The sequence below is a fragment of the Microbacterium sp. A8/3-1 genome, from assembly GCF_040267695.1.
Lineage (GTDB): Bacteria > Actinomycetota > Actinomycetes > Actinomycetales > Microbacteriaceae > Microbacterium > Microbacterium luteolum.
Map to the genome: position 1 here is coordinate 2,212,913 of NZ_CP158357.1, position 22,494 is coordinate 2,235,406.

Consider the following 22,494-nt stretch of genomic DNA (forward strand, 5'->3'; position numbering starts at 1 on the left):
TGCGTTTCCTTCCGTTTGCCTGGTGAGGCGGTGGTCTAGTCGTCTGCGGTGGGGGCGGCGGCGGAGGTGGCTGCGGCGGCTTCTTCTTCGTCTTCGAGAGTGCGTCGGCGCAGCACGTGGCTTTCTCTCCAGAGGAGGTATGCGCCGGTCCAGACCAACATCGCCGCAATGAGGCACAAGCAGGGGAACAGGACGATGAAGTCCAGGGCGGTGCCGATCGGTGGCGCACCGGGCATGGCGGAGCGCAACGCCGGGAAGGAGAGCAGTGTCGCGGAGAGCCAGATGACGTTGGAGAACTCGAGCTTGCGGCGCAGGATCGCGCTACCGATGATTACGACCGCCATCAGGGTGGTGAGCAGGATCGCCAGAACGTAGAACAGGACGAGGGTGACCGTGAGTGCGTCTCGGGATCCGTCGATCTGGATCGGGTAGAGGGCGTGGCCACCTTCTTCGGATGCTTCACCTCGGGTTGCGGTCAGTATCCAGGGGCGGGCGGAGTTGGAGAGTTCGAGCTCAAACGGGACGGGCCGGCCGGTGTCGGTGTTCTCGACGCTGAGCTGGAAGTCTGCGAAGGGCCGATCGAACGGGTAGTCCGAGTCACCTCGGTCCAAGGCAAGGGTGAGAGAGGTGGCGTCGACGATCGACTCGCCGGGGATGGCGACGACGGAGGTTGTCACCCCGCCGCTGCGTACCTCGATCCGAAGGTTCGCCGCAATCTCTCCTGGTTGGGTGCCCTCGAGGTCTCCGTGCGGGATGGGGAGGACGTTGGCTTGGATGACCCGATTCGTGAGGTCGACGTCCTGGGTCGACATGCGCAGCGTCACATAGGTATCGCCCGGAGCCTTGTTCTCGCCTGAGATCTTCACGGCTGTCGACGTTTGTAGAACGCCGGACAAAGCGACGACGACGTAGTAGATCACGAGGAGGACCCCGACGACGCCGAGGATGATCGGTGCAGGATTGCGCCGGGTGCGGTTCTGGGTGCGTGTGGTGCTCATGAGGAGGCTCCCGGTTCGAGCGTGGGCGGGGGTGTAGGGCTGGCTCGTCGCCGTTCGGCTTCGGCGACGCTCGCAGCAAGAGCGAGCAAAAGGAGTGCGAGTAGAGGGAGGAACGCTCCTGGGAGGCTCGACATGTTCAGCTGGAACATCGATGCCCACTCGTCGGTGTCGCTCGTGCTGGTGACGGGAGTCGACACGGTCACCGCGTTGTCCTGCTGCGGGTCACTCGATGCGACCGCGAGCTGTTGGATCGCTGTGTCCGGGGCGTTCAACGCGTCAGCGACCAGTCGCACCTCGATGTCGGCGGATTCGTCAGCGCCCAGTGTGAGGGTGCAGGTGAACTCCCGCGTCAAAACCGCGCAGGGCTCGGTGGGCTCACCATCGACGACAACAGTGACAGTGCGGTAGATCATGCCTTGTCCGACCCGACCGGTAAATGTCACCGTGACCTCCTCCGCCGAGGCATTGGGGCCCAGCGTGCCCCGCATGCTCGTAACCGTTCCCGGAGTGAGCTGGGCTGCGGGGAAACGCAAGTTCATCGGCAACGATTCCGCCCGCGACGGCGCGGAAGGCTGCGGCGCAGGCTCGTTCGTTTCCGCGGGAACCGGGGCCAGTGTGACCTCGGGCTGAGGGGTCGGCGCGGGTTGCGGTGGCCGGGAGGCCGGGGGGCGAACGCTCGGAGGGACGGAAGTTCCGGGCTCGGGGACGGGCGGCTCGGGTGCAGGCGGGGGTTCGACGACGGTGACGACGAACACGGCGCCGATGGCGCTGTTGCCGAGCGTGTTCACTGCTGTGGGTGTGACCGGATTCGCGCCGAGGGGGAATGGGGTTACCGGGGTGCAGCTCCAGGTGGATTGCGTTGTCGCTGTGGCCATGCAGACCGTCGCCCCGTCAGCGTTCCTGATCGTCACGGCAGTCCCGGCGTCGCTGGTACCGGACAGTGTCGGTGAAGTGTTCTCCGTTGTCGATGGCGCGTTGATCGTCGGTGCGGCTGGGGGTGTGAGATCGACCGTGTAGGTGCTGGGCGATGAGGCGGGATAGAAGAACCCGCCAGGGTTCGTCTCCGTTGCGATCAGCGTGTGGGCGCCTGCGATGAGCGGTGTGCCGGGAGTGCAGGACCATGCTCCATTCGGCTGCACCGTTACCGTGCAGACCGACGGTCCACCAGGCCCATCGGTGACCGTGACGGTGTTACCTGCGGAGCCCGTGCCGCCCATCGCGGGGGTCTGCTGATTTGAGACCGCGCCGCTGACGGGGGTGGTGAGTTGTGTTGCCGGAGCAGTCCACTGGATGATCGCGCTGCCGTTGTCGTTCGCCACCGCGCCCGCACCAGGTGTCGTTGTTGCCGCGGTCACCCCAGCCCCTCCGATGTATCCCGATCCGCCGCCACCACCACTTGCACCCGTGGGAGTCTCGGTGCCGAAGCCGTTGCCGCCGCCGTACCAGCCGCCTCCACCTCCGCCACCGCCGGATGTGCTGCCGGTGCCATTGCCGCCCGTGAACTCGCTCCCGCCGAACCCTGCGGCTGTCGCGGTACCCCCCGCACCACCGCCCACGGTCCCATTTGCTCCGTTCGCGCCGACGGCTCCCCCGCCGACGCCGCCAGCGTTCGTCGCGCCACCGCTGCCGCCACCGCCGCCGGCGATGAGAAGCGCGCTACCGCGGTCAAAAGCGGTGTTGTTCGCCCACAGACCCGTGAGACCGCCGCCACCCTGCCCGCACAGACCTGCGCCGAAGCATCCGCCGCCGGCGCCTCCGCCGCCATACGCGGGCGTGCCGCCGTAGTCCCCGAAACGGCCGACGGTGATCGCGAGAATATTGCCGGGGGTCACGGCAACCGTTCCGGTGGTCTGTCCGCCCTGGGAGATCGCTCCCCCGGCACCGTTGCCGCCGCCCGCACCGTTGAGCGTCACTTGGATCGACGTCACCCCTGCAGGGACCGTGAACGATTCCGCCCCGCCGCTGAAAGAGAACAAAAGGCAGTTGTTTGCCCCGCCTGTTGGGGTGCACGACGTCGCAGCAGCGACGGGCTCCGGGGCTAGGGGACCGAGCAGAGTTACCGCAACAGCCAGCACTGTTGCAACTGCGGTAGCGAGCAGGTGGCGGCGCTTCACTGCCCAGCCTCGCGGGTGATGTGGTGTTGCCCGCGAAAAGCGAACTCCGCGTAATCCGCATCGCGTTCTACGATCGCACTGCGCAACGTCGTGTACCAGTCATCGCGCTCCTGCTGCGAGCCGATCATCGGCTGGTGATTGCGGAGGTTTCGACGCGTCAACGCGCCGGTTTCAGCCATCACCCGCAGAAAGATGCGGTTGTGCGCGCGAGCGGCGATAAACGCGACAAACAGAGCGCTGGATTCATACAGAGCCCCGTCATCACCGCGACGGTTGTCCTCGATCATCACATCCAGCAGACACAGCGACTCGCGAGCTTCGTCTTCTGTCATCTTGCGGACAGCCATATGAACAGCAACACCTGCCAGATAGCCGGTGTACTCCAGGGTTTCGGCCACAGTCTCACTGTCGATCGTGGAGATCTTGGTGTGCTTGCTCGGAACCGTATCGACGAGGCCGAGCACGCTTAGTCGTGCGAGCGCTTCGCGGACCGGTGTTCGCGACACCCCGAGCCAGTCGCTCAACTCGGCGATCCGTACCGATTCCCCGGGCTCAAGAACCCCGTCGACAATCGCGTTCGACAACTGCGTGAAGACGGCATCAGTCAGCGTGCTGTCGCCGAATCTGATCGACGAAGGCGATGTTGGCACTGGCATTCATGACCCCCCGCGGGGAAAATATACCGGTATACCGGTCCTCGGCGGAAGCCTGGATTGCCGGATATGAGACCGGTCTGGACTGGCAATCCGAGCCCTCGGCCGAGGCCCAAACATGCCAAAACCTTGGGGGGTAGCGTTTTCGGTATGGCGCTCCAGCCCAACGGTGTCGCCCACGCCTCTGCATCGGTACGCACATGCCGAAAGCACCGTGTATGCGACGGCGGACCTTGGCTGTTGCGAGCATGTTCACCTCCTCGGTCAAGACTGCGTGAACAAGGATCGCGTGTCGATCGTGCAGACGATCCAACCTCCGGGTCGAACCGAGCGGTCGTAGCAAGCAGTTACAGCGACGGCCTGACCCGCTGCGCTCCTGTGCGGCGGGCTCCAGCCTGCCCTGGCGGGTCAGCATGAGCGAGGTTCTGCGCCCAGCGGAGAGCGGCACCGGCGCGGGCGGCATCGATTTTCTGCGTCTCGGCCTCGGCGGGCGCCCCGAGTGGTGACGGTCCGGTGGCGCCGTAGCGGTCGCGGTAGGCGGCGATGGTGCGGGCACTGTAGCGCCATGCCCGGGCCGCTCGTGCCTGCTTCGGTTGCGTGCCGAGTTTCGTGATCCACTCGTGTTTGTCTGTGAGCGCGGTGTTGAGGAGGGCGTCGGCGCGGTTTTCGATGAGGTCGCGCCGCTCGGTGAGCGCCCGCCGCATCTCGGACGGCATGAAGCCTGTGGCTTCCGGGATGAGACCGCCGATCAGGCGTGGTGCCTTGCGAGCGCGGCCGGACCCTGCTGGCCGGCACGTCGCTTTCGCGACGCGGTCGTGCAGGACGGCGGCGATGTCCTCGGCGTCCCCGAATCCGCGCGCTCTGACCAGGCGTGGTAGCAGCGTTTCGAGGTCGTGCTGGTTTGCTTCTGCCCGCCGTAGCTCGGCGGTCAGCGCCCCGAACGCGGGCGAGGCGGTCGCGGCCTCGGCATCTTCATTGCTGAGTCCGGAGGATCTGATGAGTGCGGCCCAGCGGTCGTGCTGTGCGGCGGCGGCCAGGGTCTCGTATTCGGCGGCGAGCTGGCCGATCGAGGCCCAGGCGTCCTGCTCGGCGATGACGGTTTCGTGCGCGGAGAGCTCGGCGCCGATGTGCTGCAGCACCCCGCACATTACCGACCGAGCGGTTGCCTCGGTATCGTCGCCGGGGTGCGGTCCGTCGTGGGAAGGGTCGGGCTTGTCGACGGCGACGTAGGCAATATTCTCTTCGCGGCCGCGGGTCATGGCGACATAGAACGTCTCCCTGGTCATCGACGCATCCGCGAGGACATGCGAGGAGTCCACCGTGATGCCTTGCGCGCGGTAGGAGGTGACGGCGTAGCCAAGGTCGAGATGTTCTGCCGCGTACTCGGCCGGGACCACCACCGGACCGCCCCACCTGCGTCCGGACCGTCGGAGGGTGAGGGCGCCATCGTTGCGGACCTCGGCGATTGTCCACCTGTCGCCGTTGCGGACCCAGGACCGCCCGGCGCGCAGGCGGCGGTCGTTGCGGCGGGTGATGACGATATCCCCGGCCGCGGCGCTCGTGCCGTCGTGCAGTTCGACCTCGCGGCGGGCGTTCACGGTGCCATCGAGGATCAGGTCAGCCCGCGCCCTGTTATTGAGCGCCTGGACGGACTCGTTGGAGTCGGTGACGAGGACGCTGGCCCGCCCGGCGAGGGTGTCGGAGCGCCAGGCGGTGTAGGCGGCATCAATCATGCCCTCGGTCTCCCCGCCGATCACACGGCCGTGCTTGGCGTAGGTGTCGATGACGTCGGTGCGCCCGTGCCGCAGGCCGAGGGAGGCGGTCTTCTCCCACGGGTTGATGAACCTGTGCACGTCAGCCAGTTCCGGAGCGTCGTCGCGGTCGTGGACGAGGAGGGAGAACGCACCACTGGCGGTGACGGACTGGAGTTGGGCGTGGTCTCCGACTAGCAGCACCTTCGCCCCGGCCTCCCAAGCCAGGGTCGTGATGCGGTCGAGGGAGAGGGTGCCCGCCAACGATGCCTCATCGACGATGACGAGTTGACCCTTGAGGAAGGTGTTGCCGGTGCGGTCGTGGGTGTCGAGCCACTTGGCGGTGTTCTCGGTCTGGATGCCGAGGTCATTGGCCAGGACTTGCGCGGCGGCCGCCGATGGCGCGAGCCCGACCACGCTGCCGCGCCCGTGCTCGTGCTCCCACGCCCGCCGCAACGCCGACATCGCCGTCGTCTTCCCCGCCCCCGCCGGACCAACCAGCACATCGACCACCCGGCCCGAGAGCGCGATCTTCGTCAACGCGGCCGCCTGGTCGTCTCCGAGCGTCCGCCCCTTGCTGACGGGGCGTTTCGCGATGCGTTCGACGGCCGTTAGCGGGACGGTCGGTGCCGTGGTGGTGCGGGCATGCTCGAGAAGGCGATCCTCGGCGGCCAGCAGCACCTCGGAGGAGAACAGCGCGGAGTGCTTCGGTCTAAACACGCTCGTGCCATCCGGCCGGCGGAAAGCGGCCGGGCTCGATGCGAGTTCGGGCGGGGTCAGGCGCAGCGACGCGGCCTCGGCGGCATCCACGATCAGTCCGAGGACGGCTTCTCGGTCCTCGGTTGATGCGAACCGGTAGCCCATCGTCTGCCGAGCGGCCTCAGCGGTGAGGTTCCAGCGATGCCAGGTGGAGCGCTTCTCCCCCACCGCCGCCACCACGCCCTGCCCGAGCGAGGAGACCACGTCCAACGGCACGTCATCCGCACGAAGCAGCAACGGCTCCTCGTTCACGGTCACGGTGCGCGCCCACGCGGTCGCGTCCAACCCGAGCGCCCGTCCGGCTCGTTCCCTCCAGGATGCGGTGAGGTCGGCCAGCGACCGCACCTCCTTCTGGGGCCGGGTGGAAAGCGTGGCCTGGGCGCGGAGCTTCATGATCGTCGCCGGTGACGGCCGCCGCCCGCGCGTCGCGACGTACTGGCCGATGAGGCGATCGGTCTCGGTGTCGATGTGCCGGGCCCGGGTAGAGAACTCCGTGACCAACGGCTCCGGCACCGCGGCGATTGCCCATGCCGGGTTCCGGTCGCGGCCCCTGTCTCGCGCCTCCCACGAGACACCAAGCACCCGGGTCAGGTGGTCAGCGAAAACCGCCTCGTGCAGTTCGGAGAGCGCGACCACGGAGGCGTGCATCGGCCGCCCGTCCAACGACCGCCACTTGTTGTCGAGGACGGTCTGCACCTTGTTGCTGATAATGACGTGCGTGTGCAGGTGCGGATCACCCGCCCGCGAGTCGTAGTGATCGAACGCCGTCGCAATCAGACCGCGGACGTCGACCTGCGCAACCGCACTGTCGCGGCCGGTTGCACCCGTGCGGGTGGCTGCAACCTCCCGCTCCATGAAAGCAACCACCTCCGCAACCGCCGCATGATGCGCGTCCGCGATCAACGCCTGCGTCCCCGCATCCGCGACCGCCCACAACACGCTCCCGGACTTCGGGATCGAGAACGTGAAGTCGAAGCCCGCCACCGCCCGCCGCGTCCCGCGCTCGGACTCCTCCGCCTCGATCGCGGCGACGGCTTCGGCATGGGACGCGGGGCGGAGTGCCGGATCGAGTGCCGCGGTGCGCGCTTCGATGCGCTCGGCCACGCTCAGATAGTCCGGATACGCACGGCCGAGCGGTTCACCGGTGATCGGGTCGCGGCCCATGCCGACCAAGAGCTGGAGCTGAGCTTCGGAGACCTGATCACCCACGCCGATCCTCCCGCCACCGAGCACTGTCACCCCGCCCCCAAGCCAGCGACCCGGCGGGGTACCCTCAGCGTTGTAATAGCGCGTCAACGAGGTAGAAAGCGACCTGTTGCCGTCGCCGGCCGCGACCGTGCGCAGCAGATACCTGTACCCGTCGCCCGCGCTCATCACGCGCATCGACACCGTCATGCGGCCACCCTTCTCCTCCTGCTCACGAGGTGAGCAACAGCCCGCTGAAAGCGGGCTCACCCTCGATCTGCAAGAGGCGTGGCAGCTTCGACGCTGGACCGTGGCGGGGTCGAGATCCAGCAACGTTCGATGGCCGAAATGGACTGCTTTCTGAGGGACGTGCGTGCGTGCCAACTTGACCTCGAGCGCGACGTGCGAGCATCTCCTCGGCAAGGATGCCTCCGACGACGAACCAGGGCGAGGGCGTGGCTCACTTGACGAGCTGATGGTCCGGGATCAGATGACCCCCGCCGCGGCCCAAAAGGACGTGCTCGACTCATTGCCGGTCACTGAAGGTCGAAGCTCGAGAGATCGTCTCGGACCTCACCGCAGGGCTGGCTGAGTTCGCGGGCATCGCTGGGGCACTCGACGAGGCCGATGTATACCGGGGGCGGCTTGCGGCCGATGCGAACGATCGTGTGCTTGTGATGACGGTGCCGCAAAATTTGCGGCACCGTCCATATTGCGTCAGGGCCAGCGGTCCCTCCTCTTAAGGTACGCCGCCGCCCCCTGGAGTCAATAGCGGCATGAGGCACGCGGTCTGCGTCAGATTCAGCTGTTAAAACAGGGAAACAGCTGGCGCCGTTGGTGCACGTCAGTGCCGCGAAGTGAACCGCGTAGCTGAGTCGGTCAAGCCGAACGTTCGGCGGTTCGAGGTATGCCAACGCTCGGCGGCGCTACCAGCGATGTATCCGACTTGCCCGAAGCGGCGTATGGAGGGAAACGTCGCGAATGTAGGCGCTGGCAAGACATTCCCGCGTGAGCAGGCAGGCGCCGAGAGTTGCCGACCGATAATTTCGCATCACGTGATCAGCTCGCACGATTTGAGAGAAGGCCCCGAAGCGCGAGCGAGCTTCTCGAGACGCGTGGGAGCTGCGCGTGCACCTATCCGTTGCAGAGCTATAGTCACGCCCCGCCGACGTGGGAATCGCAACCTGGACCACGAACGGTGTCGCACGAGATAGGAGAACGCGATGAGCGCGGATCACAGCGCGGACTCGCCTCGGTTGTTCCTTTCCGAGGAAGAGGCTGCAGCACAGCTCGGCATCCACCGCACGACGCTGCGCGCGCTGGCCTTAGATGGCCGCTCCCCTATCGAGCCCGTCAGTCTGACCGCGCATAAGCGGATCTATCGTCTCCGCGATCTCGAACGGCTGGGCGGAGTAGCGGAGTGAGCATAGAGATTCGTCGGACAGCGGCCGGAAAGCCCTACTACTTCGTTCGCGTGAAATCGGGTCGCCGGTTGGTGGCGTCCAAGGCGTTCGATGTCAAGCGAGACGCAGAGGTGTGGGAACGGACACAGAAGCATCTCGTCGAGACGGGTCGCTCCGTGCCTCCTCCCCGGACTTTCACGCTCGGGAAGCTTGTAACGCAGTTCAAGATGGCACGCGCAGGCGGGAACCCGCACAGCATCGACACTGACGTGAACAACCTGAATGCGCTGCCAGCGCACCTGCTCGAACGCCCACTCGCATCCATCAACGCGAGCGACATCCGCGCCCATCTACTCGATCAGCTGCGTGCCGGAAAGAAGCCGTCCACCGTCGCAAGGGCAAAGACCACGCTGAGCGCCCTCTTCACATTCGCCGCGACCGAAGACCTTCTGCATCAGCCGCATCCCGTGCGCTCGATGGCCCGGATCCCCGAGCTCTCAGCACCCGCGCTCCGTCCCGTCAGCCCCCATTCCATCCCGACGCCGCGGATCGTTGCATCGGCTCTCACCGAACTCCGAGGGCGCCGCTCGGATATCGCTGACGTCTTCGAGTTCCTCTCGCTCACGGGACTGCGCTGGGGTGAGCTCCGCGCTCTCCGCACGAACGCGATGTCGGACGTTCCACTCCCGCAGTTGATCGTCGAGCGCTCACACTCCGACGGCTACGAGGAGAAGGAGCCGAAGTCTTGGCGCGGCACGCGTCTGATCCCGCTCTCCCCTCGAGCCGTAGCCATCTTCCGCGAACACGCCCGAGGAAAGCCACCCGAGGCCTACCTGTTCACCAACCGCCGTGACGAGCAGCTGAGCGTCGGAGTCGTCCGAAAGTTCCCACTCGGCTTCCACCGCCACGCCCTGCGCCACTACGCCGCATCCACCTGGCTACGGCTGGGAACACCCGTAAACGAGGTCGCCGAGTACCTCGGCGACGACCCCCGCACCGTGCTCGCGGTATACGCCCACGTACTAGGAGACGACCAGCGGCGCGCCCACCTGCGACGCCTCACTGCTTCCGAGAACCAACCCTTCGAACACCGACGTGCGCCACGCTCACCTGGTGATCGACTTCCAGGGCTCGGCAACTGACACTCTTCCCGCTCGACAACGCAATGCGGAGTTGTTCGTATCAGTGCGCTGCTATCTGCGAGCGTTATGGCCTCAAGGGCTCTGCTCGCAAGAGGGACGTTCGCGACGCATGGAGGCGGACGAGCGGCGGCGCTCGGGCAGTCAGTGGAACCCGTCACCCAATCGGGGGACACCTGGGGGACACCTGGCGGCCGAAACGCGGCAATCGCGCCAGGTCAACCCCACAACCCCGGAACCCAGAAATCCCCGCCTGAGCGGGGATTTTCACTGCGGAGACGAGGGGATTTGAACCCCTGGTCCCCGTGAGGGGACTCCACCTTAGCAGGGTGGTGCACTCGGCCGGACTATGCGACGTCTCCAGGCATCCGACCCGAAAGCACGGATGCACTTAGCCATCATAACGGGTCCGATGGGCAGGTACGAACCGAGCGGATGAGCGCCGGCGTCAGGCGTCGAGGAGGCGCTTGGTGGCGGTCGACATGTGGATCGCCATGGCCGACGCCGCGGCATCCGGATCGCCGGCGCGCACGGCATCCAGCACGGCGCCGTGCTCGGCGACCGCCTGCTCGGCGTGTGCGGGGTCGTGCACGGCACGGTCGGCGTAGACCTGCAGCAGCGACCGCACGACGTGCACGTGATCGGTCAGCGTCTCGTTCCCCGCGGCCTCGGCGAGCGCGTGGTGGAAGTCCAGGTCGGCGCGGGCGAACGTGGAGAGGTCGTCGATGCTCGCTCGCATCCGCTCGACGCTCTTCTCGAGGCGCGCGATGATCGCGGCATCGGCGCGGGCCGCGGCCAGGCGCGCGACGAAGATCTCCAACCCTTCGCGCAGCTCCAGCAGCTGGGCGGTGTTGCGCTCCCCGATCAGCAGCCCCCAGCGGAGCGTCTGCGGCAGCAGCTCGCTCGCCGCCCCTCGGAGATACGTGCCGGAACCGGGCCGCACGTCGATGATCCCGAGGATCTCCAGGGCGGCGAGCGCCTCACGCACCGCGGATCGTCCGACGCCGAGCGACGCGGAGAGCTGGCGCTCGGGAGGCAGGCGGGTACCCGGGGCGATGGAGCCTCCGGTGAAGAGGTCGAGGAGGCGACGGGCCACCTCCGACACCGGCGTACCCGACGGCATGGCCGTCAGGGCGGCGGCGATGTCATCCACCGGTTCTCCGGGAAAAGCGGGCATGGGAGCAAACTTACCGGCACCATCGCAGAAGACGGACTTGCAATTGGTCAACCGGTTCGCCAATATGGATGTGCGCACAGAACGAAGTCCTGCGCGATCACCGTCGATACAGGAGTCACCGTGGACACCACCCAGACCGAAACGCCTGTCGCGAAGTCCGCGATCCGCAAGGTCTCCATCCGCCTCGTACCGTTCGTGGCGCTGATGTTCTTCATCAACTACCTCGACCGCACAGCGATCGGATTCGCCTCCCCCAACGGGATGAACGACGACCTCGCCCTGAGCGCCGCGCAGTTCGGCTTCGCCTCGGGGGTCTTCTTCATCGGCTACATCCTGCTGGAGGTGCCGTCGAACCTCGCCCTGCACAAGTTCGGAGCGCGTCGCTGGCTCGCCCGCATCATGGTCAGCTGGGGCATCGTCGCCCTCCTCTTCACCTGGGTGGGGAACTTCGAGCAGCTCGTCGTGCTGCGGTTCCTGCTCGGCGTCGCCGAGGCCGGCTTCTTCCCCGGCGCGATCCTCTTCCTCAGCCTCTGGGTGCCGTCGCAGTACCGCGGGCGCATCCTCATGCTCTTCTACCTGGCCCAGCCGCTGACCACCGTGATCGGCGCCCCGCTCGCCGGCGCCCTCATCCAGCAGCACGGCGTCTTCTTCGGCCTCGAGGGCTGGCGCTTCATGTTCATGGGCGTCGCGATCCCCGCGATCGTCGTCGGCGTGATCGCCTGGTTCTACCTCAAGGACAAGCCTTCCGACGCGAAGTGGCTCACCCTCGAGGAGCAGACCTGGCTCACCTCCGCTCTCGAGGCCGAGCGCAAGACGACCGCCGCGAGCCAGAAGCACGTCTCCGTGCGCTTCGCCTTCTCCAGCGGACGCGTCTGGATGCTGTCCTTCATCTACTTCGGCTTCATCTACGGCCTGTACGCGCTGGCCTTCTTCCTGCCCACGATCATCGAGGGCTTCCAGACCGAGACCGGCGGCACCTTCGACGTGCTGCAGAAGGGCCTCATCACCGCGATCCCGTACCTGCCCGCCGCCATCGTCATGTACTTCTGGTCGCGGGACGCCGGCAAGCGCGGCCTGAAGACCTGGCACATCGCGGTCCCGGCCCTCGCCGGCGCGGTCTCCATCCCGCTCGCCCTATTCACCGGGTCCCCCGTGGCGACGATCGCCGTCATCACGGTCACGGCCTGCGCGATCTTCGCCGCACTGCCGAACTTCTGGACGCTGCCGACGCAGTTCCTCACCGGTGTCGCAGCCGCGGCGGGCGTGGCGCTGATCAACACGATCGGCAACCTCGCCGGCTTCAGCGCTCCGTACATCACGGGTGCCGTGCACGACTGGACCGGTGGCTACCAGGTGCCGATGTTCATCGTCGGCGGCTTCATGCTGCTCTCGGCCGTGCTGATGGTGATCCTCGCCCGTCGGAGCCGCGTCCTCCCCGGTGCCACCGCCGCCACGCCCGCCGTGGAGGAGACGCGATGACCAGGCTCTGGAACGACCCCGCCAACTTCGCGGACGAGATGATCGCGGGCTTCATCGCCGCGAACGAGCGCTCGGTGCGCGGGGTTCCCGGTGGCGTGGTGCGCAGCACGGTCGTGCCCGAGGGGCAGGTCGCCGTCGTGATCGGGGGCGGCTCCGGCCACTACCCGGCGTTCGGCGGACTCGTCGGCCAGGGTCTCGCCCATGGTGCCGTGATGGGCAACCTGTTCGCCTCGCCCTCCACCCAGCAGGTGCACACCGTGGCCAAGGCGGCCGACCGCGGCGCGGGAGTCTTCCTCAGCTACGGCAACTACGCCGGCGACGTGCTGAACTTCGACGCCGCGCAGGAGAAGCTCCGCGCCGAGGGCATCGCCTGCGAGACGGTCACCGTGACCGACGACATCTTCAGCGCCTCGGCAGAAGAGAAGCACAAGCGACGCGGCATCGCCGGCGACCTCACGGTGTTCCGCACCGCTGCCGCCGCCGCCGAGGCGGGCTACGACCTGGCCGGCGTCACCCGCGTCGCGACGCTCGCCAACGAGCGCACGCGCTCCCTCGGCGTCGCCTTCAGCGGATGCACGCTCCCCGGAGCCCCCGAGCCCCTGTTCACGGTCCCCGCCGGACGGATGGCCATCGGCCTCGGCATCCACGGTGAACCGGGCATCGACGAGACCGACATCCCGACGGCCGACGGCCTGGCCGAGCTTCTCGTCAGCCGTCTGCTCGACGAGGTTCCGGACGGCGTCGAGACCTCCGGTGCCCGCGTCGTGCCCATCCTCAACGGCCTCGGCTCGCTGAAGTACGAGGAGATGTTCGTCGTCTACCGCCGCATCGCCCAGCTGCTCGCGGATGCGGGTCTGGTCCTCGTCGATCCGCACGTGGGCGAGTACTGCACGAGCTTCGACATGGCCGGTACCTCCCTCACGCTCTTCTGGCTGGACGACGAGCTCGAGCATCTCTGGGAGACCCCGGTCGACACCCCCGCCTACCGTCGGGGCTCCGTGATCGCCTCCGCGCGCGCGGAGGTCACCGAGGCGGATGCCGTCGCCGAGGCCGCGATCGAACGCGGTGACGACGAGTCGGTCGCCGCTGCCACTGTCGTGCAGGCCGCCGTGCAGCGCATCGTGGACACTGTCGACGAGCACGTCGAGGAGTTCGGCCGCATCGACGCCATCGCCGGAGACGGCGACCACGGCATCGGCATGCAGCGCGGCTCGCATGCCGCGCTCGTCGCCGCCACCGCGGCGGCTCAGGCGGGCGCCGGCGCGGCGACCACCCTGTCGCACGCCGCCGACGCCTGGGCCGACCGGGCAGGCGGCACCTCGGGCGCCCTGTGGGGCGTCATCCTGAACGCGATCGCCGCACGCCTCGGCGATGCCGGACGACCGGATGCCGCTGCCGTCGCGTCGGGCGTCGCCGCCGGAGCGCGCGGAGTGATGGAGTACGGCAAGGCGGAGGTCGGCGACAAGACCCTGGTCGACGCCCTCGTGCCCTTCAGCAGCACCCTGACCGCCGCGGTCGACGGGGGCTCCTCCCTCGTGGACGCCTGGCGGACCGCTGCGGATGCCGCCACCCGCGCCGCCGCCGCCACGGCCGACCTGCTCCCCCGCATGGGCCGCGCCCGCGCCCACGGGCAGCACAGCGTCGGCACACCCGATCCCGGCGCGCACTCTCTCGCCCTGATCGTGACCGCCGTCGGCGACCTGCTCGCCGACCTCGAAAGGAACAGCAATGACTGACACCCTCCGCCTCGTGATCGGCAGCGACGACGCCGGCTTCGACTACAAGGAGATCCTGAAGCAGGACCTCGAGCAGAACGGCATCGTCGCGAGCGTGGTCGACGTCGGAGTGGATGCCGACGGCCACACGGCGTACCCGCGCGTCGCGATCGCCGCGGCCGAGCTCGTCGCCAAGGGCGAAGCCGACCGCGCCCTGCTGATCTGCGGCACCGGACTCGGCGTCGCGATCGCCGCGAACAAGGTCCCCGGCATCCGCGCGGTCACCGCGCACGACTCATTCTCGGTCGAGCGCGGCGTGCTCTCCAACGACGCGCAGATCCTCACGATGGGTCAGCGCGTGATCGGCATCGAGCTCGCCCGCCGCCTCGTGCGCGAGTGGCTGACGTACCGCTTCGACCCGAGCAGCGCCTCGGCCGAGAAGGTCGCGGTCATCGGCGAATACGAGTCCACCGGATCCTGCTGATGGCCAAGGTCACGGTCGGCGTGAGCCTGAAGATGTACTTCGGTCATCGGCAGGCGGCGACCTGGTTCGACGCGGTCGCCACGCGGGTCCGCGCGCACGACGCCGTGCAGTCCGGAGCGGTCGGGGTCTTCATCACGCCGACGTTCCTTCAGGTGCTGCCGGCGATCCAGGCGTTCGCCGGCACCCCCGTGCGGATCGGCGGACAGGACGTCGCCGCAGCCGACACGGGCGCGTTCACCGGCGAGGTCTCGGCTGCCGAGCTCGCCGAGGTGGGCGCCTCGATCGCCGAGATCGGCCACGCCGAGCGCCGTCGCCTCTTCGCCGAGACCGACGAGGTCGTGGCTGACAAGACCGCCGCCGCCCTGCGCGCCGGGCTCACGCCGCTGCTGTGCATCGGCGAGACCTCGCATCAGGAGCCGTCGGATGCCGCCGCCGTCGCCGTCGCCCAGCTGCGTGCCGCCCTCACCGACGCCCCCGCCGGCGCCGTGATCGTCGCCTACGAGCCCGTGTGGGCGATCGGAGCCCCCGAGCCGGCGCCGCACGACCACATCCGTGTCGTCGCGGCCGCCTTGCGCGCCGCGCTCGATGGCGATGCCGACCGCACGGACTCCACCGTCATCTACGGCGGAGCCGCCGGCCCCGGCCTTCTCACCGCGCTCGGCGACGACGTCGACGGCGTCTTCCTCGGCCGATTCGCGCATGATCCGGATGCCCTCGTCGCCGTGCTGGACGAGGCGGCGGAGCTGGCGGCCCTTCGACAAGCTCAGGGACCCAGCGGAGCTCAGGGACCCAGCGGAACTCAGGGACCCAGCGGAGGCGACTCATGATCGGCCTCGGCACCTACGCCTACTTCTGGCAGCACTCCGACCGCGCGCCCGAGCCGTTGAGCCTGGTGGGTGCGTTCGAGGACACCCGCGCCCAAGGCGTCGACCTGTTCCAGATCTGCGACTACGCGCCCCTCGAGCGGATGAGCGACGACGAGGTGCGAGACGCCGCCGCGGCCGCCCGTGACCTCGGCCTCACGATCGAGCTCGGCACGAAGGGCATCGTCCCCGCGCACCTCTCGCGCTTCCTCGAGCTCGCCGCGATCTTCGACGCGCGGCTCGTGCGGAGCATGCTGTACGGACCCGACTCCCGGCCGACGCTCGACGAGGCGGAGACCTGGCTGCGCGACAGCATCCGCTCCTACGAGGCCGCCGGCGTGACACTCGCGCTCGAGACCTACGAGCAGGTGCCGACCGCCGATCTCATCGGCATCATCGAACGCGTCGGCAGCCCGAACCTCGGCATCTGCCTGGATCCGGCGAACGTCGTCGCCCAGCTGGAGAACCCGAAGACCTGCGTGGAGCAGACCGCGGCGCTCACGAAGAACGTCCATGTGAAGGACTTCGCGTTCGCCCGCCAGCCCGGCTGGGTCGGCTTCACCTACTCCGGTGCCGCCATGGGCACCGGGCTGCACGACTACGCGCAGCTGCTCGCCGCCGTGCAGCCGCGCGAACGCGGCATCAACGAGATCGTCGAGCACTGGCTGCCCTGGCAGGACGACGCAGAGACCACCATCCGAACCGAGCGGGAATGGACCCGCACCGCACTCGAATACCTGAGGAGCACGACATCATGAGCACCACCTACAAGATCGCCGTCATCGGCGCCGGCGGCAAGATGGGCATGCGCGTATCGAACAACCTGGCGAAGACCGATCACACCGTCTGGTACGTCGAGAACTCGCCCGCCGGACAGCAGCGCACGATCGACGCCGGGCGCGAACTGACGGATGCCGCGACGGCCGTCGCCGACGCCGACATCCTCGTGCTCGCCGTTCCCGACCTCGCCCTCGGGCCGGTCACCGCCGAGCTCGTGCCGCAGGCCAGGAGCGGAGCCATCGTGCTCACCCTCGACCCGGCAGCCGCGTACGCGGGACTCCTCACGACGCGCGACGACGTGATCCAGGCCGTCGCCCACCCGTGCCACCCGTCGATCTTCCTGCAGCGGGAAACGCCGGAGCAGTGGGCCGACACGTTCGGCGGCATCGCCGCCCCGCAGGACGCCATCGCCGCGATCGAGAGCGACGACGAGGCCAAGAAGGACATCGTCGAGGCGACCGTCCGCGCGATCTACGCCCCCGTCATCGACGTGCACTGGGTCACGATCAAGCAGCTCGCGCAGCTCGAGCCCACCCTCGTCGAGACCGTCGCCTGCATGATCGGCGACCTGCTCAACGAGGCCCTGCAGGAGACCGTGAACACCATGGGCGTTCCGGAGGCGGCGGCACGCAGCATCCTCTACGGTCACACGCAGGTGGCGCTCGCGAACGGACTGCGCGGCGACAACCCGTTCTCCGACGCGTGCCTGATCGCGATGGACTACGGCCGCGAGAGCATCATCAAGGACGACTGGAAGAAGATCTTCCGCGACGACGAGCTCGACAAGAACCTTGCGCGGATGCTGCACCTCGACGCCATCGAGCGCTGACCCGGACACTCTGCCCGAGCACCTCGACAGGAGAAGTGCGCTTCCCCCGGACGATTTCCGCAGAAACGTCCGAGGGAAACGCACATCTCCTTGGCAAGCGCGCGGATGCCGGGTCGCCCACCCTTCCTCAGCGCGCGATCGACGCCCCCCGGAGCCACTCGCTCACGTCATCCCGGCGGGTCTGAGCGCTCGCCGTCTCGCGCGCCTGCTCCAGCACGTCATCGATCCGCACCCTCGCACCGGTCTCCGCCGACGCCACGGCCCCCTCGACCATCGCGAGGCTCCGCATGTTCGTCCGGATGCTGTTCTCCGGCTCGGCTCCGGAGCGCAGGGCGTCGACGAACGCCTCGAGCGACCCGGCGATCTCCTCGCGGATCGGCGGCGCAGCGACCGTCACGGGCTCACCCGCGTCCGGTCGATGCACGATCGGCGAGCCCTCGCCGTCCCAGGTCGCCGTGCCCTCGGCGGCACTCACACGCCATGAACCGTTCCACGACGTCTCTTGCCCCGGCGCGCACCAGCTGCCGTTGTAGACGTAGCGGGTGCCGCCCTCGAACTCGAACACGGCGGCCGCGTTGGCTGCACCGGCGTACCAGCTCCACGACGGGTTGTACTCCTCGCAGTACACCGAGACGGGCTCGGCGCCGATGACGAAGCGTGCGGCGTCGAAGGCGTGGATGGCCATGTCGACCAGCAGCACGTGCGGCATCTCCTCGCGGAAACCGCCGAAGTGCGGAGCCTTGAAGAACTCCGTGCTCACGGTGCCGATCGTCCCCAGCGCCTCAGCCTGCCGCCGCAGCTCCCTGAGGGAGGCGAAGTACCGCCGCGACTGGCTGATCATGAGCAGCCGACCGGAGAGCTCGGCGATCCCGGCCTGGATCAGGGCGGTCGCCACCGTCGGCGCCGCGGGCTTCTCGCACAGCACCGGATACCCCGCGCCCAGAGCCTCCTCGTTCACGACGAGATGCGCCTCGGGCACCGTGACGTTCACGACGGCGTCGGCACCGACGGCATCCGCGATCTCCGCCGTGCTTCTGCCGACCTCGACGCCGTGCAGTCCGGCATCCGCCAGCGCGGCGCGGGCGACGTCGAGGTCGAGGTCTACGAGACCTGCCAGCTCGACCTCCGGGCTCTCGGCGATCGTACGCAGCCACGCGCGCCCCATCCCACCGGCGCCGACCTGCACCAGGCGCACCAGGCCTGTCATCGCTCCATCGCCCCCTCGTACCCGCGCCCGTTGTAGAAGTCCTCGGTCTCATAGCGCAGCAGGACGGGGATCTCACGCTTCGGACGCAGCGTCTTCGCCCACTCCACCCCGTTCGCGATCACCTTCCGCACCTCGGCCTGGTGATACACCGGATAGTCCTGATCGCCGGGGCTGAAGTAGAAGATCTTCCCGAAGCCGCGCCGGTAGGTCATCCCGCTGCGGAACACCTCCCCGCCCGAGAACGTCGAGAGGAAGACGAGCTCGTCCGGGGCCGGCACGTCGAAGAACTCTCCGTACATCTCCTGCGCGGGGATGACAAAAGGATGCGGGATGCCGCGCGCGATCGGATGCGTCGGGTCGACCGTCCAGACGATCTCGCGGTCGTCCTTCGAGCGCCAGCGCAGGGTGCACGTCGTGCCCATGAGGCGGCCGAAGATGCGCGACCAGTGCCCGGAGTGCAGCACGAGGAGCCCCATCCCCTCGAGCACGTGGCGCTGCACGCGGTCCACGACCTCGTCGGAGACCTCGTCGTGCGCCGCATGCCCCCACCACACGAGCACGTCCGTGTCGGCCAGGACCTCTTCGGTCAGGCCGTGCTCCGGGTCGTCGAGCGTGACCGTCGTGACGACCGCCCGCTCGCCGAGGTTCTCCTCGATGCCCTCCTTGATGGTGGTGTGCATGCCCGACGGGTAGATGTCGCGCACCTTCTGCTCGACCTGCTCATGTCGGTTCTCCCCCCAGACGACGACGCGGATGGGGTGCTCGGGGGTGGTGGTGCCGCTCATTTTCTCTTCTTCCTTCTGCGCTCGGGTGCGGGGATCTTCTGCGGGGTATCGGGTGTCTCGGAACTACTTCACGGCCCCTCCGGTCGCGCCGGCGGCGATGTACCGCTGCGCGATGACGAGCAGCACGATCGCGGGGATCGAGGAGAGCACCGCGGTCGCCATGACCGCGCTCCAGTTCGCGACCTGCGTGCCGAGGTACTGGTAGATGCCGAGGGTGACCGGGGTGATGTCGTCGGTGGTCGTGAGGGTCAAGGCGAAAAGGAAGTCGCTCCACGAGAACAGGAACGCGAAGAGCCCCGCGGTGATCAGCGAGTTCTTCGCGACGGGCAGCACGATCGACCAGAACGCACGAACGTGCCCGGCGCCGTCCACGCGCGCCGCCTCGATGATCGAGGGCGGCACGCTCATCATGAAGGCCCGGAGGATCATGATCGAGAACGGGATCGCGTGAGTGGCGTCGGCGAGGATGAGCCCGGGGATCGAGTTGAGCATGCCGAGGTCGTTGTAGGCCGCGTAGAGGGCATTCGCGATGACGACCCCGGGGATCATCTGCGCGATCAGCACCGCGAGCAGCGCGACGTTGATCCAGCGATAGCGGAACTGCGCGAGCGCGTACGCGGCCGGGGCAGCGATCGCGAGACTGAAGACGACCGTACCCACCGAGATGATGAGGCTCGTGACGAGGTTCGGCCCCTGGTCGGCGAACGCCTTCTCATACCCCGCGAAGCTGGGGTTCAGGGGAAGGAGCGACGCGGTGAGGGTGTTGCCCGACGGCTGCAGCGAGGCGTTGAACATCCAGTAGACGGGGAACAGCATGATCGCGAGGAACGCGACGCCGAGCGCGGTGAAGAGGATGTCGCGCCCGGAGCGACGCGTCGCCCGCCGGTTCGCGGCGCCGTCGGTGACGATGGCCATGGTGGTCATTGCTCTGCCTTCCTACTCGTCCACCTGTTTGCGGTTCCCGCGGAGGTAGAAGATCGCGAACACCAGCGAGATGAGGATGAGGATGTTGCTGAACGCGGCGCCGACGCCGAACTCGAAGTCGACGAACGACGACTGATAGGAGCGGATCGCGATCGTCTGCGTCGCGTTCGCCGGCCCGCCGTTGGTCAGTCCCAGGATGATGTCGATCACCTTGAGCGTGTAGACCACGCCGAGCACCAGCACCACGTTGATCACAGGGCGGAGGTTGGGCAGCGTGATGTGCCAGAACGACTTCCAGCCGGTCGCCCCGTCGAGGGCTGCCGCCTCGTAGAGCTCCTCCGGGATGTCCTGGAGACCGCCGTACAGGATGGTCACGTTGAACGGGATGCCGATCCAGATGTTCACGAGGATGACGGCGATCAGCGCCACATCCGGACTGTTCAGCCAGGGAACCGCCCCGAGCCCGACCGAGGCGAGGAACTCGTTGAGGATGCCGCTGTCCTGGTCGAGGATGGATCGCCAGGTCGCGCTCGAGACGATGAGCGGAAGCAGCCATGGCAGCAGGAGCATCGCGCGGAGGAACCCGCTGAGCGGGAACCGCCGCCGGAAGAACACGGCGAGCGCGAGCCCGATCACGAACTGTCCGGCGATCGACCCGACGGTGAAGAGCGCCGTGTTCAGCATCGCGGGCCAGAACAGCCCGCTGTTCACGACGGTCGCGTAGTTCTCCCAGCCCACCCACGGCGCCTCGCCGGTGAAGAAGGTCTTCGTCGTGTACTCCTGGAAGCTCATCACCAGGTTCTTCACGACCGGATAGCCGAAGAAGAGCAGGATGTAGAGCGCGGCCGGCGCGAGGAACATCGCCTTCACCACGCCCTCCCGCCGGAATCGGCGGGCCGGTCGGGCCGTGGGCGTGCGCTGTGCGCTCACCGCGGGTGCTGTCGCTGTCGTCGTCATCAGGTCGATTCCCTCCTCGGTGCCCCGCGATCGCCGCGGGGCACCATCGGATGCCGATCGGGTCAGCCCTTGGCCGCCTGCTCGAAGGCCTCGTCCGGGGTGGCCTTGCCGGTGAGAGCGAGCTGGATCGCGTTGTAGATCACGGTCGCCTGCTCCGGCCAGTCCTCGCCGAGCTCGCCCGTGCGCGAACGCGCGTTGACGACCTGCTCGGCGAAGGCCTCCATCGACGGCACCTTCTCGACGTACTCCGGGATCAGGTCGGTCCTGGTCGGGACCGTGAACCGCGACTCCGCCGCCTGCAGCTCGATGTCGTCGCCGGACATGCACTCCACGAACTCCGCCGCCTTGGCCTGCTTCGCCTTGTCACCGGTCTGCGGCACGGTCCACACCTCGCCGCCGAGCGGTGCGACGGGCGTCTGGCCGACCTTGTTCACCGGCACCTGGACCGAGGCCCAGTTCACGTCGGTCTCGTTCAAAGCGGGGATGTTCCAGGGGCCGTTCACCATCATCGCGGCCTTGCCCGCGACGAACTGGTCCTTCACGTCGCCCTGGCTCCAGTTGATGACGCTCTCGGAGGCGGATCCGCTGCCGACGAGGTCGACCCAGAGCTGCAGCGCCTCGGCGTTCTCCGGGGTCTGCAGATCGGTCTCGTCTCCACCGTTGGTCCACATGAACGGGAGGAACTGCCAGCTGCCCTCGTACGTCGCGATCGCCGAGAAGGCGATGCCGTACTGGTCGCCGGAGGTCAGCGCCGCAGCGGTCTCCTTCAGCTCGTCCCAGGTCGTGGGCGGCTGGAGACCGGCCTGCTCGAAGAGGTCGACGTTGTAGAACAAGCCGAGGGTGTTCACGACGGGCGCGAGGCCGTACACCTCGCCGTCGTAGGTCGCGGCATCCAGGATCCCCTGGGCGAAGCCCGAGGTGTCGACGTCGAAGTCGCTCAGCGGCGCGAGTCCGCCGGTCGCGGCGATCTCCTGCACATCGGGGTTGTCGAGCATCAGCACGTCGGGGAGTGTCTTGGACGAGGAGCGCTGGAGCACCTTCTGGATGAGGTCCTTGCCCGGCACCGACTCGCGCTCGATGGTCACGTCGATGTCGGCGGCGCACTGGTCGAGCAGGTCCTGCACCAGCGTCTTGTCCGGCTCGTTGTTGTAGTAGTCGAGGATCGTGAGGGTGTCGGGGTCGCCGCTGGATGCGGAGCCTCCCCCGCCGCAGCCGGCCAGGGCGAGCGGCAGGACGGCGGCCCCCGCCACCAGGGTGATCAGTGTCTTGCGTGTGCGCATCGTCTACTCCTT

At 67.9% G+C, this 22,494-nt stretch carries 18 protein-coding genes and 1 tRNA gene; 8 read left to right on the top strand and 11 right to left on the bottom strand.

Features of this window, described 5'->3' with window-relative positions; translation table 11 throughout:
• Positions 1-35: 35 nt before the first annotated feature.
• The 4 genes from ABS642_RS10930 to mobF form a co-directional block, all read right to left on the bottom strand.
• Positions 36-998: a DUF4436 family protein gene (locus ABS642_RS10930; RefSeq protein ID WP_350353368.1), complete on the bottom strand. Its 963-nt coding sequence runs from the start codon at positions 996-998 to the stop codon at positions 36-38.
• Entirely contained in the window at positions 995-3,112 is a 2,118-nt protein-coding gene (locus ABS642_RS10935) for an Ig-like domain-containing protein (protein WP_350353369.1), read from the bottom strand. The genes ABS642_RS10930 and ABS642_RS10935 overlap by 4 nt, the downstream gene beginning before the upstream one ends.
• On the bottom strand, positions 3,109-3,762 hold the full coding sequence (locus ABS642_RS10940) for a GntR family transcriptional regulator (protein WP_350353370.1): 654 nt from the start codon (positions 3,760-3,762) through the stop codon (positions 3,109-3,111). Before ABS642_RS10940 ends, ABS642_RS10935 begins: the two co-directional genes overlap by 4 nt.
• Before the next feature lie 350 nt (positions 3,763-4,112).
• Positions 4,113-7,670, bottom strand: coding sequence for a MobF family relaxase (gene mobF, locus ABS642_RS10945; RefSeq protein WP_350353371.1), 3,558 nt, complete (start codon positions 7,668-7,670; stop codon positions 4,113-4,115).
• Positions 7,671-8,683: 1,013 nt separating this feature from the next.
• Between mobF and ABS642_RS10950 the strand changes: the two genes are divergently transcribed.
• A complete protein-coding gene (locus ABS642_RS10950) occupies positions 8,684-8,884 on the top strand; it encodes a hypothetical protein (protein ID WP_350353372.1) in 201 nt (66 codons plus the stop codon).
• Positions 8,881-10,005 (top strand): tyrosine-type recombinase/integrase, encoded by a 1,125-nt coding sequence (locus ABS642_RS10955; protein ID WP_350353373.1) that lies wholly within the window; start codon positions 8,881-8,883, stop codon positions 10,003-10,005. The genes ABS642_RS10950 and ABS642_RS10955 overlap by 4 nt, the downstream gene beginning before the upstream one ends.
• Positions 10,006-10,275: 270 nt before the next feature.
• Here the strand turns inward: ABS642_RS10955 and ABS642_RS10960 are convergent.
• Positions 10,276-10,364: transfer RNA gene (locus ABS642_RS10960), tRNA-Ser, on the bottom strand.
• Between the two features lie 86 nt (positions 10,365-10,450).
• Positions 10,451-11,179, bottom strand: a complete 729-nt coding sequence (locus ABS642_RS10965) for a FadR/GntR family transcriptional regulator (RefSeq protein WP_350353374.1) — start codon at positions 11,177-11,179, stop codon at positions 10,451-10,453.
• A gap of 120 nt (positions 11,180-11,299) precedes the next feature.
• Between ABS642_RS10965 and ABS642_RS10970 the strand changes: the two genes are divergently transcribed.
• The 6 genes from ABS642_RS10970 to ABS642_RS10995 are packed head-to-tail and all read left to right on the top strand — an operon-like array spanning position 11,300 to position 17,329.
• The gene (locus ABS642_RS10970) at positions 11,300-12,658 is read left to right on the top strand and encodes an MFS transporter (RefSeq protein WP_350353375.1); all 1,359 of its coding nucleotides are present in this window, start codon (positions 11,300-11,302) and stop codon (positions 12,656-12,658) included.
• On the top strand, positions 12,655-14,394 hold the full coding sequence (locus tag ABS642_RS10975; protein WP_350353376.1) for a dihydroxyacetone kinase family protein: 1,740 nt from the start codon (positions 12,655-12,657) through the stop codon (positions 14,392-14,394). The genes ABS642_RS10970 and ABS642_RS10975 overlap by 4 nt, the downstream gene beginning before the upstream one ends.
• Complete coding sequence (locus ABS642_RS10980; protein WP_350353377.1) at positions 14,387-14,857, top strand: ribose-5-phosphate isomerase; 471 nt, start codon at positions 14,387-14,389, stop codon at positions 14,855-14,857. Before ABS642_RS10975 ends, ABS642_RS10980 begins: the two co-directional genes overlap by 8 nt.
• On the top strand, positions 14,857-15,684 hold the full coding sequence (locus ABS642_RS10985) for a triose-phosphate isomerase family protein (protein WP_350353378.1): 828 nt from the start codon (positions 14,857-14,859) through the stop codon (positions 15,682-15,684). Before ABS642_RS10980 ends, ABS642_RS10985 begins: the two co-directional genes overlap by 1 nt.
• The gene (locus ABS642_RS10990) at positions 15,681-16,478 is read left to right on the top strand and encodes a TIM barrel protein (RefSeq protein WP_350353379.1); all 798 of its coding nucleotides are present in this window, start codon (positions 15,681-15,683) and stop codon (positions 16,476-16,478) included. Before ABS642_RS10985 ends, ABS642_RS10990 begins: the two co-directional genes overlap by 4 nt.
• Positions 16,475-17,329 carry a phosphogluconate dehydrogenase C-terminal domain-containing protein gene (locus ABS642_RS10995; protein WP_350353380.1) on the top strand — a complete coding sequence of 285 codons (855 nt, stop codon included), beginning with the start codon at positions 16,475-16,477 and terminating at the stop codon, positions 17,327-17,329. Before ABS642_RS10990 ends, ABS642_RS10995 begins: the two co-directional genes overlap by 4 nt.
• 127 nt (positions 17,330-17,456) lie before the next feature.
• On the opposite strand, the gene ABS642_RS11000 is transcribed toward ABS642_RS10995, so the two are convergent.
• From ABS642_RS11000 to ABS642_RS11020, 5 genes are all read right to left on the bottom strand, one after another.
• Positions 17,457-18,536, bottom strand: coding sequence for a Gfo/Idh/MocA family oxidoreductase (locus ABS642_RS11000; RefSeq protein ID WP_350353381.1), 1,080 nt, complete (start codon positions 18,534-18,536; stop codon positions 17,457-17,459).
• The gene (locus ABS642_RS11005) at positions 18,533-19,321 is read right to left on the bottom strand and encodes a ThuA domain-containing protein (RefSeq protein ID WP_350350088.1); all 789 of its coding nucleotides are present in this window, start codon (positions 19,319-19,321) and stop codon (positions 18,533-18,535) included. Before ABS642_RS11005 ends, ABS642_RS11000 begins: the two co-directional genes overlap by 4 nt.
• A 63-nt stretch (positions 19,322-19,384) precedes the next feature.
• Positions 19,385-20,245 carry a carbohydrate ABC transporter permease gene (locus ABS642_RS11010; protein ID WP_350350089.1) on the bottom strand — a complete coding sequence of 287 codons (861 nt, stop codon included), beginning with the start codon at positions 20,243-20,245 and terminating at the stop codon, positions 19,385-19,387.
• A 12-nt stretch (positions 20,246-20,257) separates the two neighbouring features.
• Positions 20,258-21,106 carry a sugar ABC transporter permease gene (locus ABS642_RS11015; protein WP_282217529.1) on the bottom strand — a complete coding sequence of 283 codons (849 nt, stop codon included), beginning with the start codon at positions 21,104-21,106 and terminating at the stop codon, positions 20,258-20,260.
• 158 nt (positions 21,107-21,264) lie between these two features.
• Positions 21,265-22,482 (bottom strand): ABC transporter substrate-binding protein, encoded by a 1,218-nt coding sequence (locus ABS642_RS11020; RefSeq protein WP_350350090.1) that lies wholly within the window; start codon positions 22,480-22,482, stop codon positions 21,265-21,267.
• Positions 22,483-22,494 lie beyond the last annotated feature (12 nt).

Excerpts from the sequence above, each read along its gene's own strand:
- ABS642_RS10930 (WP_350353368.1), bottom strand. The coding sequence starts at position 998 with ATGAGCACCACACGCACCCAGAACCGCACCCGGCGCAATCCTGCACCG.
- mobF (WP_350353371.1), bottom strand. The coding sequence starts at position 7,670 with ATGACGGTGTCGATGCGCGTGATGAGCGCGGGCGACGGGTACAGGTAT.
- ABS642_RS10950 (WP_350353372.1), top strand. The coding sequence starts at position 8,684 with ATGAGCGCGGATCACAGCGCGGACTCGCCTCGGTTGTTCCTTTCCGAG.
- ABS642_RS10965 (WP_350353374.1), bottom strand. The coding sequence starts at position 11,179 with ATGCCCGCTTTTCCCGGAGAACCGGTGGATGACATCGCCGCCGCCCTG.
- ABS642_RS10975 (WP_350353376.1), top strand. The coding sequence starts at position 12,655 with ATGACCAGGCTCTGGAACGACCCCGCCAACTTCGCGGACGAGATGATC.
- ABS642_RS10980 (WP_350353377.1), top strand. The coding sequence starts at position 14,387 with ATGACTGACACCCTCCGCCTCGTGATCGGCAGCGACGACGCCGGCTTC.
- ABS642_RS10985 (WP_350353378.1), top strand. The coding sequence starts at position 14,857 with ATGGCCAAGGTCACGGTCGGCGTGAGCCTGAAGATGTACTTCGGTCAT.
- ABS642_RS10990 (WP_350353379.1), top strand. The coding sequence starts at position 15,681 with ATGATCGGCCTCGGCACCTACGCCTACTTCTGGCAGCACTCCGACCGC.
- ABS642_RS10995 (WP_350353380.1), top strand. The coding sequence starts at position 16,475 with ATGAGCACCACCTACAAGATCGCCGTCATCGGCGCCGGCGGCAAGATG.
- ABS642_RS11000 (WP_350353381.1), bottom strand. The coding sequence starts at position 18,536 with ATGACAGGCCTGGTGCGCCTGGTGCAGGTCGGCGCCGGTGGGATGGGG.
- ABS642_RS11005 (WP_350350088.1), bottom strand. The coding sequence starts at position 19,321 with ATGAGCGGCACCACCACCCCCGAGCACCCCATCCGCGTCGTCGTCTGG.
- ABS642_RS11010 (WP_350350089.1), bottom strand. The coding sequence starts at position 20,245 with ATGACCACCATGGCCATCGTCACCGACGGCGCCGCGAACCGGCGGGCG.
- ABS642_RS11015 (WP_282217529.1), bottom strand. The coding sequence starts at position 21,106 with ATGTTCCTCGCGCCGGCCGCGCTCTACATCCTGCTCTTCTTCGGCTAT.
- ABS642_RS11020 (WP_350350090.1), bottom strand. The coding sequence starts at position 22,482 with ATGCGCACACGCAAGACACTGATCACCCTGGTGGCGGGGGCCGCCGTC.